Origin of the sequence: Metabacillus idriensis, assembly GCF_050483325.1 — a bacterium.
Classification (GTDB): Bacteria; Bacillota; Bacilli; order Bacillales; family Bacillaceae; genus Bacillus_P; species Bacillus_P idriensis_A.
In genome coordinates this window covers 34,391-50,528 of sequence record NZ_JBCMYF010000026.1, presented here as the reverse complement: position 1 = coordinate 50,528, position 16,138 = coordinate 34,391, and the positions used below count along the sequence as shown (strand labels likewise).

Genomic DNA, 16,138 nt, shown 5'->3' with positions numbered 1-16,138 from the left:
TCCTATTGCTTAAGCGGCATTTTCCTTTGTTTTTCCAAATACGACTTTACTGCAAGCGATAAAAATAAAAGTACAGGCAAGACGATCTGAAAGGGAATATGAAGAAAGTACGGAACGACTTCAATTCCTTCTTTAATATGTTCAATGTAATCTGGTGCCATGAGCACTGCTAAAAGAATGACGAAAATACCGAAAACAACAGAGATTTGCTTGATTTTCACTCCTGATGCCTCTTCTGCCATTCTGGTTGCTCCGTAGAAGAAAATATAAACTTTCATAAAGCCTGTGACAATCATCAATATCACAACAAATGCATCAAGTCTTTCAATAAAATCTGAAATGCTGACGAGAGAAACGGTGGTTAAAATAGGAAACATGGACCTTTCGACCATATCGGCACCTAAAATGGCAGCATGCAAAAACGCTGTTGTCATTAATACAAATGTCGCCATAATCAGTGCTGTGAATGTTACCTTTAATGCCTTCTTTTTCTCATCCAGCAGTGGGAAAATCATTAAAAATACGACCATTTCTCCAAATGGAAAGGTCAGGATTGTTGGAAAGATCGTTTTTAATACTGGCCCCCATCCGTTTCCGAGGATGGGCTTAACATACTCCACATGAACAAGCTGCGAGAGAATTTCAAACATAATAATGACAAAGAACGGAACGATAATTAACACAAATAATAGAACACCGAGCTTTGCAACAACCTGAAAGGACTTTAGCGAAAAATAGATAACGCAGAGAATCATGAAGCTATTGATCACAATCATGGACGTATCCTTATACGCAGAAATGATCAGCAGCTCTCCAAAATCTCTTAATACTCGTGCACTTATGTAGAGAAAATAAATCATATACGCAAAGCAGAGCAGGAGACCGATTTTCTTTCCAAATCCTTTCATTAATAGACCAGTAAGAGTTAGTTTCGGATTTTTCCGGTAGAGAGAAAGATATAATAATATCAGCGGAATCGCCGCAGTAAAACCAAGCAGGATTGCAATCCATGCATCCTGCCTGGCACCTTTAGCCGCATCAAGCAAAATGGCGCTTCCTATTTCAAATATAAATATGGTAAACAGCAATTGGTTTGATGTAATGGAAGGAATTTGCATAGCATCTGTCCCTTAATTTGAATTTGTGATATTGCCCGTTCGTTTAATCTCCGCTTCCGCATGTACTTCAACATCTGCACCGGAAAATAACTCTTTCCACTCGCCCTTAAGCTTTTTCCACTGATCAGGATTTTGACGGTAAATCGTTTCTCCAAATCCATAGATATCGGTTTGACGATCTTGGGCTTCTTTGATTGACGCCATTATTTCTTGTTCAATGAGCCCTTCCAGCTCTTGCTCAAAGTCTGTAATTGTCCTTTTTTTATTCATTTTTTGATTCTCACAGCCTAAACCGTCTATTTCAGCTTCCGTTTTAATGTTGACGCTCAGTTTAATGTGATCACCTGTCATACTGGCTTTCTTTTTAGCTTTTGCATACGTCACCTTAATTGTTGTTGAATTTTCATCGTCGCAGGGCACCGTGATGAATGCCTGCTGTATCCTGTTTTCCAGAAAAAGAACACTTCTTTTTTGCTCCTCATCAAGCCAATAAAGAAATTTCCCTTCTTGGTCAAAAACAGCCAGTCCTGACACAAGACTTGATTTTGGAGCTGCCTGTTCAAGGTTCACTTTTTGACTTGTCTTTTCCGTATAGTCTGGAGTTTTCACCCCGCTGACGATAGGATATCCAGCTTCAGAATCTTTCTTTATGAGGAATTCTTTAATAGACACAGTCATCGTATTCCCGAAGCTCTCCTCATTCATTTTCAGCTTGCCTTTGATGGAGAATGCCGGAAGTTTATTGATCATTGTCAAAGAGTTAAGAACCTGAAAGGCTGATGCCTGATTCCCTATCACAATCGGAATGTTTTCCCTGATCTCAGGTTCTCTTTCTAAAATATCAAGAAGCGGAAAGATTCCCCGCTCAGCTAAATCCTGCCCGATGACAATTAAGGCCACATGAGTGTAAAAAGTGCTGCGGGATACTTGCTTTGCTGCATCCTCCAGGGCCTCGATAAAGGTTGGCCCCACACCTGTATAGTTAACAATCGGAATGGAAGTTGTACCGCTTGTGGCACCTGTAATAGATATAATTTCACTCGGATCAGCAATTTGAAGGGTGACCCGATAGCCGCTGTCATCATATACGTCCACTCCAAGCGACAAAATTAAGGCAAGCTCATTTAACTCTTTTTGAGTGCCGCAGCCGCTCATAAATAAGACAAAACAGATCATCATCGCGATTTTCTTCATGTTGAACTCTTCCTGACTTTTTTGCCCGAATCTTTATAGGTAAAATAAGGCATATTGAGTGATTTTAAACTCATTAAATGTCCCATTAAAATAAGCATTGCGAGAAGCAGACCGTAAAACCCGAGAAAATAAGAAACGAACATGAAGATAAACCTGAGCATCCTTGCAGTTGTAGCCAAGCTGTAGTTTGGTGTTGTAAAGCTTGAGATTGCCGTAATGGAGACCACAATCACAACCGCTGTGGATACAAGACCCGCCTCTACTGCCGTTTGTCCAATAACTAATGCGCCAACAATGGATACGGCCTGACCGATTGCTCTAGGCATTCGGATTCCTGCTTCCCTTAATATTTCAAAAGTTGTCTCCATAATAAGAGCCTCGATTAAGGAAGGAAATGGAATCCCTTCCCTTTGAGCATAGAGACTCAGCAGCAGACTGTTTGGAATCATTGCCTGATGATGAGTCACAAGTCCAACATAGATTGAAGGGGCAAACAAGGACAGGAAAAAAGCAAAATATCTTAGGCCCTGCATGAATTTATCAATGCTGAACTGCTGAAAATAATCCTCCGTTGTCTGAAAAAAAGTACGGAATTCGATTGGGCAATAGAGAACAAAAGGAGTACCGTCAATAAAGATGGCGATTCTTCCCTCATACAGGTTACTGACAATTTCATCAGGTCTTTCTGTATGATTAATCACTGGAAATGGAGTAATCTGATCGTTTTGAACAATTTTTTCGATATAGGCAGATTCCATGATAATATTCGGATCTTTATTCACCAGCTTTTCTTTTACTGCTTTAAGAGCTTTCTCATTCACCTTATCTTTTAAATACATCAATTCAACTTTTGTATGGGAGTATTTGCCTTCTTCAAGCTTTTCCACACAAAGTCCAGTACATTTCAGACGTCTTCTGACGAGTGAAGTATTTACTCTGATATCTTCTATAAAACTATCCTTCGGTCCGCGGATAACTGTTTGGGATGTAGGTTCTGAAATTGGTCTTTTTTCTCCGCCTGATGTTCCTACAATTAATGCAAATCCAATTTGATCAAAAAAGAGTATAGTATTACCGTCCAGCAGCTCTTTCGTGATGTTCTCCCACTTATTTTCGATCTGAATGTCATCGATTGCGATGATCGTATCTTTTAATTCTTTTAAATATTCGGGGGATGCATACTGTTTTTTTTCAGCGAGCGATTCGATGAGAGGCTTTAAAGTAAATTCAAACACTTTTGTATCATCCGATATTCCGTCAATCCTTGTCATAATTCCTTTGATGTTTGAATGGCTGAATGATTGGATCTGGTGAATAATCATGTCAGCGCTTCCGCCTGTAATTTCTTTCACCAACTCACAGTTCAGTGTTAAAACGGACGAGATCTTGTCATCAGTTATGGTCATTTAACCACCGCAATTGTTTTTAAGTAGTATGTCTCCTGCATTCTTAAATATGTATTTTTATCCTATTTTTAACAATTAAGCTGGTATTAAGGTTTCGATAACCATGTGTAAAGCTAATACTGCTAGACTGGGGATAGTGTAAAAAAAGGAGCTGGCTAAATGAAGGCAATTTTCAGATATACCGCAACGGCTGCGTGTCTTTTGATGATTTCAAGACATTTTGGAGTATCAATCGCATCCCAGTATTATTGGTGGCTTGCTGCTCTATTCTTGGGCAGTCTAACCGGAAACATCATTTGTCGCCTGATTGAAAAAAACAAACTGAAACATACAGGAAGCTCTTAACAAATGAACGGATTTAAATTAAGGTTATGAAAGACAGAAAGGGGAAGGTTTCCTTGATTCATACTTGCAGAATTCTATTAGTGGACGATGAAGAAGCGATTATTAAGCTAGTCCGCACAGTGTTGCAAAAAGAAGGCTTTTTACATATAGATGAATGCTTAACAGGAGCAAACGCTCTTAAAGCAATAGAGCGAAAACAGTATGATTTAATCGTTCTCGACATCATGCTTCCTGATATAAGCGGATTTGATCTTTGCCCGCTTATCAAACAAAAAACAGATGCGCCAATCATCTTTTTAAGCGCAAAAAGCAGTGATCTCGACAAATTATCAGGCTTTGCATATGGCGCCGATGACTATATTACAAAGCCTTTTAACCCTCTCGAAGTGGCGGCACGCGCTAAAGCCCTGTTAAAGCGCACGTTGCCTCAAATCAATCAAAAGACTGCTCTAGAAGAGCTTTATGAGTACGATCGCTTCACATTAAATGTTTCTTCAGCTGAATTGACCGTAGCTAATCAGACAGTTGACTGTTCGGCACAGCTCTTTCAGCTGCTGATTTTCTTTTGCAAGCATCCAAATCGCGTATTTACCAAACATCAGCTTTATGAGAACGTCTGGAATGAGCATTATATGGTTGATGACAACACGGTTATGGTCCACATCAGAAAACTCCGCGAGAAAATTGAAGAAAATCCAAGTCAGCCGCGCTACATTAAAACAATCAGAGGCCTTGGCTATAAATTTGTTGATAACAGGGTCAAACCATGAACTTAAAAAGAAAGCTTACACGTTTCTTCATTTTTCATATGATTGTCTGGTTTCTTCTGTTTTTAACCATTACCGGAGCATCACTTGCAATTTTGATGACACAGGATTTCAATAACATGCTTGAAAAAGAAGTGAAACGGATTGACCCGCTGTATATTGGAGATATCTTTCATTTTTCAGATCATGATGACATAACGCTTGATGAGTCAGCCAGAAATGCAATCAAAAAGCAGAACGGCTGGCTGCAGGTCATTGATGAGAAGGGACAAGTTGTCTTTTCATACTTGACACCTTCTTCAATTCCAAAGAAGTATGCACTGACTAACTTTTTTGCAGATGCAGAAAAAGCATTCCATTATGATCAGACATATTGGATGCTTCACCAGGAAGAAGAGTCCTATATCGTCCTCTACGGAAAGCACTCTGCTAATACGGACCTGATGACATCACTTATAGAAAAAGGCACTGCACTTAATAAGAAGCCCTTGCTTTCAAAAGAAATGCAGGCTGATTTTAAAAAACAAAAAGCTTGGCTTGCAATCTATGATTCTGAGTACGCTCTAATTTACTCTTTTAATAAAGACAATAAAAATCTGCCTCAATACTTCGAATTGATGTCTTATAAGAAAGAACCATGGAACCATAAGGTGTCTATTTCCACTTACGACGATCCGGAAACTGGAAATAAATACATCATTGGGTCCCCAAATAAAGAGTACTTCCCCGATGATCAATTTGACAACAGTCTCATGGTTTCCTTATTCAAATGGATTATCGTTTTCGTTCTTTTCACTGGAATCTTATTTTTCATTATCTCTATCTGGTATTCAAATAAGCTTGGAAAGCCGCTGCTTCATATGATTCTATGGCTTGAAAATCTTGCGACAGGAAGATATGAGGAGCCTCTTTCTAAAAAAGGCGTCCGGGCAAGCTCACGTCAAAACGGAAAATTAAAAAATTCGTTTAGAATCTATCATGATATTATCTACTCCCTCAACGTGCTTACCTCAAATTTAATTCAAAAAGATAAGGACCGGGCAATGATGGATGAAAGAAGGGAAGACTGGATTACAGGCCTGTCCCATGATCTGAAAACGCCTTTAAGCTCTCTGTACGGATATGCATACATGCTTGAGTCCGATCAATATGACTGGACAAAGGAAGAAGTTCAGGAGTTTGCCTGCATTATGAAAGACAAAGCAAGCTATATGACGTCTTTGATTGATGACTTCAATCTGACCTATCGCCTGAAAAATAAGGCTCTGCCTCTCCAGATTGAGAAAGAGGAAATGAACGAAACAATCAGAAGATCCATCGTGCATGTTTTAAATGATCCGCAATATCAAGAACGGGAAATCGATTTTCACCCTTCTGATGATGAAATCTATTTCCCTATCGATAAACGGTGGTTTCACCGTATTGTTGAAAACCTTGTCGCTAATGCGTTCAAGCATAATCCTTCTTCAACAGAGGTTGGTATTTCTCTGAAGAAAGAAGCAGCCTTCTTCTCTATCCTGATTAAAGACACCGGAAACGGGATGGACGAGGCAACAAAGGATAATCTTTTTGACCGTTATTTCAGAGGAACAAATACAGAAGAATCTACAAAAGGGACCGGACTCGGACTTGCTATTGCAAAGCAGCTGATCCTTGCTCATAATGGCGAGATTACCGTCTGGAGCGAGCTTGGAAAAGGGACAGTCATTACACTTAAATTCCCCCTTTAATTTATTTGGAGCAGTCCTGATCCATCTTATTTAAAAATAAGAGCAGTGCTAAACTTAAAAAACGTCCGTCTGCTGTAAATCAGACGGACGTTTTTTTAATGATAAAAGCTATATTTGCAAATAATAAAACAATTCTCAATCAAGGTGAAAATCGAAGGGGTTAAATAATGGAGAGAAATTATGCAATAGACTTTATAAAATTTTTTGCAATATTTGCTGTAGTAGTGATTCATACATTTCCATTAGACAGCAGGATTGAATGGTTTGTTCTCGACAACCTTTCCAGATTTGCTGTGCCTTTTTTCTTTGTTGCTTCTGGTTACTTGTTTGGAAATAAAATCATCAATACCCGGGAGTCTGTGCTGTATTTCAGAAGGTATGTTATCAAAATTGTTAAAATTTACGTATGCTGGCTCATTTTTTATACAATATATGATGTTCTCGTCATATATCTTGGTGATTCTGATGTACTTCAGGAATTAATGAAGTATTTTGATGAATTCACCTTGCTGAATCTACTTTATTATGGAAAAGGGACCAGCGGATACCAATTATGGTTTTTAACATCTTTAATTTGGAGTATCATCATTCTATTTATTGCTTATAGACTAAAAAAAATAAATGTCCTATTAACCCTTAGCTTCATTTTGAACATAATTGGACTCTTCGGACAATCCTATTCCATGTTCTTTAACCTTCCAATCAGTTCCAGGGATGCTATATTCTTAGGATTATTTTATACAACTCTGGGATGTTTCTTTGCTTTACATTCACAAATGATTAAATCCCTGAAAATAAACGCAGCTGCTTTTTTCTATTTATTTCTTGTCTTTTCATTTCTGCAAGTGATGGAGGGCTACACTTTAGAAAAGGGATTATCAGGCAGTCACGGGGAATATTTTATATCCACCATTTTTCTAACCGTGTTTTTATTTTCCTTTGCCCTGAATAATAGCCAGCTGGGAAAAGGGATGCTTATAACAAAAATCGGAAGTAACGCTCTTGGTATTTACATTATCCATGTTTTTTTCATAAAAGTAATGGACATGTTAGTAACTATTTTGAGACTGAAAAGCATGACAGAAAATTCAATTTGGCCACAGCTGTATTCTCTGTTTATTTTTGTCATTTCGTATCTTGCATATAATGGTATTCAATCTATAAAACTGACAATCAGGGAGCAGAAATGAAACAAAAAGGCGTTTTTGAATATAAATGGTGTCCGCAGTGGTCCGGGTAACATAGACTCCAATGCGCTTTGAGCTCAGGAAGCTACTCAAACCGGGCTGCCATTAATATGGACAGTTCCTTGCTTCTCTGCAAACAATAGGAAGAACCCTTTATTAGAGCTTCATCAATATACGCTGGGTGGCACATTACTTCAACAATGATATCCCCTTGATAATTCTCTTTTAAAGCAGAAAAATAATCCGGGTTTAAATCATCTCCGTAAAAATCAAACAAAAACACATCTGAAAGCGCCTTGAGCCCCTCTATTTCCCCTTTCCAAAAACGCCTGACCGGAAGTTCATACTGATTTGAAAGCTTTTTAATGACCGGTTCAAGAATTGGCCAGGAATGAACGTGATGATGGCTGTCCAAATGGGATGGTGTTAAACCAAAAGACAAAAACCGCTGAATCTGACTCTCCCATTCTGCTTCCACTTCATCCGCATTCAAATCTTGGTATTGGCTTTGGTCATTTTTAATTCTAAAAAAACCATTATCATCAACCAATGATGGCACTTGAGAGCTTACTGCCTTACCGCAAGTCAGGGTTAAATGGACACCCGTCTTAAGCTTGGGGTGTTTTTTAGCAAGCGAAGCTGCGTGAAGAGCACCTGGCATGTTCACCATCATTGTCGCTGAATTTACAATCCCGTCTGCATGGGCATCAATTATTCCGTAATTCACCCCTCTGGAATAGCCAAAATCATCTGCATTGATAATAAATTGAGGCATGATCTTCCCCCTCTGTCATAAACGATTTAATTGTTCTTTGAAGCGGTTCCATTTTGTCCTTCCAATCTAAATATACTTATGCTTCGAATACCATATGATTCAATCCTGCAAAATCACTATGTATTCCTCCAATTTGATATTAAGAATACAAAAAACCTAATTCCTCCGTGATTCATGAGAGAAATTAGGCTTTCATTTCTATTACCTATTTTGGGAAATACAATCTATAAATTCCCGATCGAAATAAATTTTGTTTCTAAATATGGCTCAATGCCTTCCGTACCGCCTTCTCGTCCCAGACCGCTTTCTTTCATTCCGCCAAACGGCACATGCGCAGCAGAAGGAGCTCCATCATTCCAGCCAATAATACCAAAGTCTAAATGTTCACTTAAATAGGTTCCGATTTTGTAATCATTGGTGAAGAAATACGCAGCAAGTCCATAAGGGGTACTGTTAGCAATTTCTGCAGCTTCTTCAATATCTTTAAAGCTCATAATCGGCGCTACAGGTCCAAATGTCTCTTCCCGCATGATTTTCATGTCTTCATGAACATTTTGCAAGACTGTTGGATAGACAAAGAAATAACCCTGTTCCTTGCTTGCGCGGAATTCATTGCCAGTCAGTACTTTCGCCCCTTTATCAAGAGCATCATTGATTTGTTCAACAATCTTGTTAAATCCTTTTTCATTGATAATAGGACCTATTTGAGTACCCTCTTCAAGACCGTTTCCTACTTTTAATTCTTTCACTTTCTCTGTCAGTTTTTGAGAAAATTCTTCAATAATCGTTTCATGAACGATAATACGGTTAGCACATACACATGTTTGTCCCGCGTTTCTGAATTTAGAGGCGATGGTTTGCTGAACAGCAAACTCAAGGTCTGCATCCTCCGCAATGATTAGAGGAGCATGTCCGCCTAATTCCATTGTGACATGTTTGACCGTATCTGCACTGTTTTTGATGAGAGACTTTCCTACAGGAGTCGACCCCGTAAACGTAATTTTTCTTACATATTCACTTGAAGTAAATAAGTCTCCCACTTCTTTTCCGTCACCGATCACATATTGAATGGCATCCTCCGGAATCCCTGCTTCATGTGCGAGTTCAATAACCTTTATAGCAGTTAAAGGCGTATCTTCTGCAGGTTTCACAATAAAGGTACAGCCGGCTGCAAGGGCCGGGGCTGCTTTTCTGGTCATCATTGCAGCCGGGAAATTCCACGGGGTAATCGCAGCGACCAGCCCTATTGGCTGTTTGCTTACAATAATACGTTTTGATTCTGAAGATGCGGGAATGGTGCGGCCATAGATGCGTTTGGCTTCTTCAGCATACCAGTCGATATAGCTTGCGGCGTAGTCGACTTCACCCAAGGATTCCTTTAAAGGTTTCCCGTTCTCCAGTGTCATGACTTCAGCAATTTCGCTTTTATTTTCCTGTATTTTTCGGGACCATTCTTTTAACAGTCTTGATCGTTCGTGAGCGTTTATTTTAGACCAGCTTTTAAAGCTATCATGTCCTTTTTTCAGTGATTGTTTGATTTGCTCTTCAGAATGAATGCTAACTTCTGCAATCATCTGCCCTGTAGCAGGATTATTTACTTTCAACGATTCCGGCATTCGTATTCATCTCTTTTCTATTTTCATTTGGACTTGTGAAATATAAAGCAGCTCCTATTAAACACCATACAGCAAGGATGATCCATTCCATCGGCCAGACAAGAGCAGAAGGCATGCCGGGCAAATAGAAACTTAAGAAAATGATGCTTAATATGATAGCAATAGTTCCTGTTGTTTTCCAGTATTTCACTTTATATGGACGTTCTAAATTCGGTTCTGCTTTCCGAAGCTTTAAAAAAGCAATAGACACGATCAAATACCCGACGACGATTCCAACCCCGCCTGCATCTACAATCCAAACGAGAGCCGGTCTGCCCAAGAAAGGAGCGATGAAGGCAAGCAGCCCCAGAAAGAGAATGGCATTTGTCGGAGTTTTATATTTTGGATGGATATGAGCAAACCATTTAGGGATCATATCCCGAATGGCCATCGCATAGAGAATCCGGCTGCCCCCGATAATAAAGGCGTTCCAGCTTGTAACGATTCCTGCTACGCCTCCCAGGACAAGAATGGTGCCAAACCATTGATTCCCGAATAAATTGACCATGGCATCAGCAGTAGCTAATTGAGAACTGGCAATCTGTGACTCTGTTAACCCTGTTGTAACCCCAAATACGATAAATAAATAAAACACGACAGAGGTGATAATAGAAATAATCAAGATCCGGCCAATAATCTTCGGCGGAGCGTTAATTTCAGACGCGACTTGCGGAATAACATCAAAGCCGACGAACAGGAATGGAATCATAACCAATACGGCCATTGTTCCTCCGGCTCCGTTCTTAAAAAGAGGCTCAAGGTTAGCTGTATTCCCATTTTTAATCGCCCCAAATACTAACAGGAGGCCAACTGCGACAATAGCAACTGTAAAAACAGACTGGAAAATGGCTGCCGGTTTTATCCCAAAATAATTTAAAGCTGTTAAAAGAACGGCTCCGACAGATCCGATCAGGGCCCAGGTTAAGTAAACATCCCATCCCCCCAATGTCCAGAGAAAGACTTGATGCTGAACGGGATAAATATAATCTAAAACGGTAGGAAGCGCGACGGCTTCGAAGGTGATAACAGAAACATATCCAAATAAAACAGCCCAGGCTGCTACAAATGAACTCCGTTTTCCAAATGCGCGCAAGACGAAAACCAGTCCCCCGCCTGTTTCCGGAATCGCTGCTGCAAGTTCTGCATAAGTTAAGCCAATGAAAATAACCAATAGTCCGCCAATCAAAAAGGCGATGATGCTTCCTAAAAATCCTGCTTTAGATACCCATTCACCTGAAAGAACAACCCATCCCCAACCAAGCATGGCACCCATGGCTAAAAATAAGACATCTACCTTCGACATTGATTTCGAAAAATTCTTCTCCATCTAATTCCCCCCCTTGTCATTCAGAATTATTGAAACGCCTTTTTCAAAATAGCCAGTCCTTTTGCCAATTCCTCCTCCGTAATCACAAGCGGCATAAGGAAACGAATAACATTGCCTTTTAAACCTGCAGAGAGAAGCAATAAACCATTTTCATTTGCGTACTTCACAATTTCTGCTGTCTTCTTTTTATCAGGCAGCTTACTTATGCGGTCTTCCACAATTTCAACCGCGACCATAGAACCTAATCGGCGAATATCTCCCATGTAATCATGTTTTTCATAGAGTTCATGTAAAACGTCTTCCATTTTTTGTCCAAGCACTTCTGCCTTTTCCACCAGTTTTTCTTCCTCCATGATATCAATTACCGCCAATGCTGCAGCACATGCGACCGGACTTCCTGCATATGTGCCTCCGAGTTCTCCTGGATCAGCTACATTTAACATTTCCGTTTTGCCGACAACACCGCTTAATGGCAAACCGGCTGCCAATGACTTTGATACTGTTATCAGATCAGGGGCTACATTAAAATGCTCAATTGCAAATAACTTGCCTGTTCTTCCAAACCCAGTCTGAATTTCATCCGCTACGAAAACAATCCCGTTCTCCTGACAAAAATCATAAACGGCTTGTACAAATTTAACAGGTGGAATAATAAATCCGCCCTCACCCTGTACAGGCTCCATGACAACACAAGCAACTGTTTCCGGAGCAACTGTAGCAATGAAGAACTCCTTAAATTCCTCAATTTTCATGTTTACATAGGATTCTTCCGTCATTTCATTTGGTTTTTGATAGAGATATGGAAATGGAGCCTGATAGATTTCCGGAGCAAACGGCCCAAATCCAAATTTATATGGTTTTACTTTGCTGGTCATCGTCATTGTCAAATTCGTTCTGCCATGATAACCGCGGACAAAGGAAACGACAGCTTGTCTTCCTGTATAGCGGCGGGCTATTTTGATTGCATTTTCCACAGCTTCAGCACCTGAATTAAATAAAATAGCTTGCTTGTCAAAGGTGCCTGGAGTAATGCGGCATAATTTTTCTGCCAAATTAATATAGCCTTCATACATCATGACATTAAATCCAGGATGCAAAAATTTATCGACTTGCTCTTTCACTGCCTGAGTTACTTTTGGATGACTGTGCCCTACATTCAAAGTGCCGATCGCACCTGCAAAATCTATCCATTCATTCTGATCCATATCTGTAACTGTTGCACCGGAAGCATATTGGGCAATGTTCAAGTTTCCATTGCTCACACCTTTCGGGACATACTTCCTTCTTTTCTCTTGTAATTCTTTAGTAGTTGAATGTGCAGTTATCATAATAATCCTCCTTATCAGAATTTATTCATAATTATGATAACTATCTGGTATAATGAAAAGTACCAAATAGAAAATATTTTAGGTACCAGATGAAGAGGGATAATCATGATTAACTTTTCAATTAATAAAAAAATGGATTCCCATTTTATTTATCAGCAAATTTATAAGGGGATTAAAGCAAATATATTAGAAGGAAGAATGAAGCCGGATGATAAGCTCCCTTCTAAACGGATTTTGGCAAAACAATTAGAGGTCAGTGTCAATTCAGTGATGAATGCCTATGATCAATTATTGGCTGAAGGTTATATTTATCCCGTTGAAAGAAAGGGATATTATGTCGAAAATATTACTCAGTTTATTAATCAAAGAGCATCAGTGAAAAATACATTGCCGGCTGATCTAAGAGAAACTAAATCCGGCAGCGGAGATTCACTATCCCTTTCTCATATGACTTCAAGTTTATCGTTATTTCCATTTAAAGAGTGGGTGAGATGTCAGGAAAAAGCCATAAAGAATCACGCAAGAGAGCTTTCGGAAATGCCCCATCCTCAGGGGCCATACTCAGTCAGGAAATCGATTTGCCATTTGATCGCGTTAACACGAGGGGTCATATGTGAACCAGAACAAATTGTGATTGGGGCAGGGACAAAATCATTAGTCCGCCAATTAATGGAGCTCCGTAATAAAGAGACCATCATTGCCATGGAAGATCCAGGATATTCAAGACTCTATCATTTACTGAAAAAGATGGAATTTGACATCCGTCCAGTTAAAATGGATAAAAAAGGGATTAACATCAATGAAGTGGAACGGTCCGGTGCAAATTTTGCAGTCGTCACACCTTCACACCAATTTCCAACCGGTAAAATCATGCCGATTGCAAGACGAATTGAACTATTAAACTGGTCGATTTCTTCTATTGACCGGTACATTATCGAAGATGATTATGACAGTGAATTTAAATATGAAACAGATCATATTCCCTCTTTGCAAAGCTTAGATCGAAATCAGCGGGTCATCTATACAGGCACATTTTCAAAAACAATGTTTCCGGGACTGCGGATCAGTTATATGGTCCTTCCCCCCAATTTATTAAGGGAACATCGCGGGTATTATGCTGATTTAATTCAATCGAGCAATACACTGAGTCTATTTACGATGCATTACTTTATAGAAAGCGGCGAATACATCCGGCATGTTAAACGGATGAATCACCATTATGAAATCAAAAGAAAAACGTTAATCAAAGAACTGCAGCACCGCTTTAAACATAATGTCTCAATAGAAAATGTCCCCGCCGGACTTCACTTTCTTGCTCATTTCAAGACGCAGCTGGATTATGGGGAGATTGAAAAGAGAGCAATTGCAGAAAATCTGGAAATCTATACAATGAAGCGTTTCATGCTAAAACACAGAATAATAGAAGAAAACAAAATCAGTCTCGTTCTCGGATTTGCCAATATTCAAGAGGAAAAAATAAAAGAAGCGGTGAATCGGCTGTATGCGATATTTTCTTGTAAGGTATAGAAAAAAGTCCAAATCATATCTGATTTGGACTTTTAATGCATCTATTAATCAATATATTTCTTATCTAGAACGAAGTTCCTGATAAGACTGGACAGCAGGCAAATGACCGGAGGCCATTTGCACACGCGGCGGATTGTTTACTTCTAAGGTTAAAATACTGAGAACAAACAGAATCACGAGTACAATAAATGTAAGTGATATGTGCAGTCTCCTTCAACTATCAAGATCCAACTAAAACCGTTTCTCCTTTTATGGTAAATTTAGATAAGAATATAGAAGAACGATTTACTTACACGGTGTATCTCCCTTTCAACTGTAAATTACCAAAATTATATCATTTTCTGTGAAAATTGCAATCTACTTGTTTAACAGGGCAGTAATTTCCGGCACCTTTAATTCCTCTGCAATCGATCGCGCCGTTTCACTTTCACTTGTGGCATAATCGGGATCCGCTCCTGCATTCAACAGCAATTCGACCATTTTTACATCCTCTTCATAAACTGCAGCAATAAGCGCTGTTTGCCCGTAGCCGTCTTCAAGATTGATATCGGCATTCTTTTCAAGCAGCAGTTCGGCTAAATCAAGATCACCTGAGTAAATGATATCTACCGTAGCCACATCTCCATTATCTGACATGATATTCGGATCTGCCCCATTTTTAAGGAGGAGCTCCACCATTTCTGCATTGATGATCAACTCTTCTTCGTACTCATCTGCCGGCGGATAACTTGCGTACATAAGCGGAGTCATGCCAATGGAATCCAGTGCGTTTACGTCTTCCCCGCTTTCTATAAGCTCTTTTGCACGTTCTAAATCATTCTCTGAAGCTGCAAGCATAAGCTGGGTTGTTCCCTCGCTGTCCAGTACAAAATCACTGTAAAGACTTGTTTTAGCAAGCATTTGAACCAAAAAGACACTTCCGGCTCCTAAAAGCAAGATTAAGGCAAATGCTCCAGCTAAGCCCGCTTTAAACAAAGCAGTTGTCTTAAATGAGATTGATGGATCAGACTCGCCAAATTTCACATTCAGGTGATGTATCCGCTTTGGCAGTACAGGGTGTGTAGAAACTTTTTCACTGAACCAGACAAACAGATTTTTCTCACGGCTGCTTGCCTGCAGATAGTCCGTTTCATTCACATGTTTATAAAGCACTGGACCAATCGCAAGGACAGTCAAAGCCCGTTTTGAGGCATCCAGATCTTCCGTGTAATAGTGAGCGAGAGTATCACACGTATACTCGCAGGCTCTTGAATAAGCGCTGCCGAGGAACGGCACCCAGTTTCCAAACAGAACAAGGAGATTTTTGAACAGATGATTTCTTTTAATGTGTGCAAGCTCGTGCGCAATGACAAAATCAAGTTCCTCTTTTCCGCCCTTTACGTGCAGTTCGGCTATTCCCGAATAGAGCACAACCATGTTTCTCCCTAAAAATCTTGTCGCAAACGCATTAAGCATGCCTTCTGATTCAATGATGAAAATATCAGGAAGCTTCTTCATTTCCATTTTGACGGCAAGATCATTCACCTTTGCATAAATCTCGGGAAACTGAATTGGAGTAACCTTCACTCCATTGCCGCGGATCATTCCAATAGAAAGCAAATGAGCAATGAGCGGGATCAGGATAAAGGGAATTAAGATGAAAAGACCGACTCCTGTGATAATAAATAATAAGTACATTGGAATACTGATTAAAAGCAGGATAATGAAATAAATATGTTCTTTTCTGTGTATATGCTCTGACATTTGATCCTCCGGATAATGTAATTTTCATGTGTGATA

13 protein-coding genes are annotated in these 16,138 nt (G+C 39.5%); 5 read left to right on the top strand and 8 right to left on the bottom strand.

Annotated elements, in window-relative coordinates; genetic code table 11:
- Positions 1 to 2: 2 nt before the first annotated feature.
- Genes ABEQ24_RS15145 through ABEQ24_RS15135 form a run of 3 tightly spaced genes read right to left on the bottom strand, consistent with a single transcriptional unit; the run spans position 3 to position 3,718 of the window.
- Entirely contained in the window at positions 3 to 1,118 is a 1,116-nt protein-coding gene (locus ABEQ24_RS15145) for a GerAB/ArcD/ProY family transporter (protein ID WP_430007553.1), read from the bottom strand.
- Positions 1,119 to 1,130: 12 nt separating this feature from the next.
- Positions 1,131 to 2,312, bottom strand: coding sequence for a Ger(x)C family spore germination protein (locus ABEQ24_RS15140; protein WP_430007552.1), 1,182 nt, complete (start codon positions 2,310 to 2,312; stop codon positions 1,131 to 1,133).
- On the bottom strand, positions 2,309 to 3,718 hold the full coding sequence (locus tag ABEQ24_RS15135; RefSeq protein WP_430007551.1) for a spore germination protein: 1,410 nt from the start codon (positions 3,716 to 3,718) through the stop codon (positions 2,309 to 2,311). The genes ABEQ24_RS15140 and ABEQ24_RS15135 overlap by 4 nt, the downstream gene beginning before the upstream one ends.
- A 159-nt stretch (positions 3,719 to 3,877) precedes the next feature.
- Between ABEQ24_RS15135 and ABEQ24_RS15130 the strand changes: the two genes are divergently transcribed.
- The 4 genes from ABEQ24_RS15130 to ABEQ24_RS15115 all read left to right on the top strand — a co-directional run bounded on the left by ABEQ24_RS15130 (position 3,878) and on the right by ABEQ24_RS15115 (position 7,750).
- Positions 3,878 to 4,063 carry a hypothetical protein gene (locus tag ABEQ24_RS15130; RefSeq protein WP_430007550.1) on the top strand — a complete coding sequence of 62 codons (186 nt, stop codon included), beginning with the start codon at positions 3,878 to 3,880 and terminating at the stop codon, positions 4,061 to 4,063.
- 56 nt (positions 4,064 to 4,119) lie between these two features.
- Positions 4,120 to 4,833 (top strand): response regulator transcription factor, encoded by a 714-nt coding sequence (locus tag ABEQ24_RS15125; RefSeq protein WP_430007567.1) that lies wholly within the window; start codon positions 4,120 to 4,122, stop codon positions 4,831 to 4,833.
- A complete protein-coding gene (locus ABEQ24_RS15120) occupies positions 4,830 to 6,560 on the top strand; it encodes a sensor histidine kinase (RefSeq protein ID WP_430007549.1) in 1,731 nt (576 codons plus the stop codon). The genes ABEQ24_RS15125 and ABEQ24_RS15120 overlap by 4 nt, the downstream gene beginning before the upstream one ends.
- A gap of 167 nt (positions 6,561 to 6,727) precedes the next feature.
- A complete protein-coding gene (locus ABEQ24_RS15115; protein ID WP_430007548.1) occupies positions 6,728 to 7,750 on the top strand; it encodes an acyltransferase in 1,023 nt (340 codons plus the stop codon).
- A gap of 82 nt (positions 7,751 to 7,832) precedes the next feature.
- Here ABEQ24_RS15115 and chbG read toward each other — a convergent pair whose 3' ends face one another.
- The 4 genes from chbG to gabT all read right to left on the bottom strand — a co-directional run bounded on the left by chbG (position 7,833) and on the right by gabT (position 12,832).
- Positions 7,833 to 8,522 carry a chitin disaccharide deacetylase gene (gene chbG, locus ABEQ24_RS15110; RefSeq protein ID WP_430007547.1) on the bottom strand — a complete coding sequence of 230 codons (690 nt, stop codon included), beginning with the start codon at positions 8,520 to 8,522 and terminating at the stop codon, positions 7,833 to 7,835.
- 224 nt (positions 8,523 to 8,746) lie between these two features.
- Complete coding sequence (locus ABEQ24_RS15105) at positions 8,747 to 10,138, bottom strand: NAD-dependent succinate-semialdehyde dehydrogenase (RefSeq protein ID WP_430007546.1); 1,392 nt, start codon at positions 10,136 to 10,138, stop codon at positions 8,747 to 8,749.
- Complete coding sequence (locus ABEQ24_RS15100; RefSeq protein WP_430007545.1) at positions 10,113 to 11,504, bottom strand: APC family permease; 1,392 nt, start codon at positions 11,502 to 11,504, stop codon at positions 10,113 to 10,115. Before ABEQ24_RS15100 ends, ABEQ24_RS15105 begins: the two co-directional genes overlap by 26 nt.
- Positions 11,505 to 11,530: 26 nt before the next feature.
- The gene (gabT, locus tag ABEQ24_RS15095) at positions 11,531 to 12,832 is read right to left on the bottom strand and encodes a 4-aminobutyrate--2-oxoglutarate transaminase (protein WP_430007544.1); all 1,302 of its coding nucleotides are present in this window, start codon (positions 12,830 to 12,832) and stop codon (positions 11,531 to 11,533) included.
- A gap of 105 nt (positions 12,833 to 12,937) precedes the next feature.
- Here gabT and ABEQ24_RS15090 point away from each other — a divergent pair, with 105 nt between their 5' ends.
- A complete protein-coding gene (locus ABEQ24_RS15090; RefSeq protein ID WP_430007543.1) occupies positions 12,938 to 14,359 on the top strand; it encodes a PLP-dependent aminotransferase family protein in 1,422 nt (473 codons plus the stop codon).
- A gap of 357 nt (positions 14,360 to 14,716) precedes the next feature.
- Here ABEQ24_RS15090 and ABEQ24_RS15085 read toward each other — a convergent pair whose 3' ends face one another.
- A complete protein-coding gene (locus tag ABEQ24_RS15085) occupies positions 14,717 to 16,102 on the bottom strand; it encodes a M48 family metallopeptidase (protein WP_430007542.1) in 1,386 nt (461 codons plus the stop codon).
- Positions 16,103 to 16,138 lie beyond the last annotated feature (36 nt).

Bases quoted from the DNA above. Each gene is read 5' to 3' on its own strand.
- ABEQ24_RS15105 (WP_430007546.1), bottom strand. From the start codon at position 10,138: ATGCCGGAATCGTTGAAAGTAAATAATCCTGCTACAGGGCAGATGATT.
- ABEQ24_RS15145 (WP_430007553.1), bottom strand. From the start codon at position 1,118: ATGCAAATTCCTTCCATTACATCAAACCAATTGCTGTTTACCATATTT.
- ABEQ24_RS15090 (WP_430007543.1), top strand. From the start codon at position 12,938: ATGATTAACTTTTCAATTAATAAAAAAATGGATTCCCATTTTATTTAT.
- chbG (WP_430007547.1), bottom strand. From the start codon at position 8,522: ATGCCTCAATTTATTATCAATGCAGATGATTTTGGCTATTCCAGAGGG.
- ABEQ24_RS15140 (WP_430007552.1), bottom strand. From the start codon at position 2,312: ATGAAGAAAATCGCGATGATGATCTGTTTTGTCTTATTTATGAGCGGC.
- gabT (WP_430007544.1), bottom strand. From the start codon at position 12,832: ATGATAACTGCACATTCAACTACTAAAGAATTACAAGAGAAAAGAAGG.
- ABEQ24_RS15130 (WP_430007550.1), top strand. From the start codon at position 3,878: ATGAAGGCAATTTTCAGATATACCGCAACGGCTGCGTGTCTTTTGATG.
- ABEQ24_RS15120 (WP_430007549.1), top strand. From the start codon at position 4,830: ATGAACTTAAAAAGAAAGCTTACACGTTTCTTCATTTTTCATATGATT.
- ABEQ24_RS15085 (WP_430007542.1), bottom strand. From the start codon at position 16,102: ATGTCAGAGCATATACACAGAAAAGAACATATTTATTTCATTATCCTG.
- ABEQ24_RS15115 (WP_430007548.1), top strand. From the start codon at position 6,728: ATGGAGAGAAATTATGCAATAGACTTTATAAAATTTTTTGCAATATTT.
- ABEQ24_RS15135 (WP_430007551.1), bottom strand. From the start codon at position 3,718: ATGACCATAACTGATGACAAGATCTCGTCCGTTTTAACACTGAACTGT.
- ABEQ24_RS15100 (WP_430007545.1), bottom strand. From the start codon at position 11,504: ATGGAGAAGAATTTTTCGAAATCAATGTCGAAGGTAGATGTCTTATTT.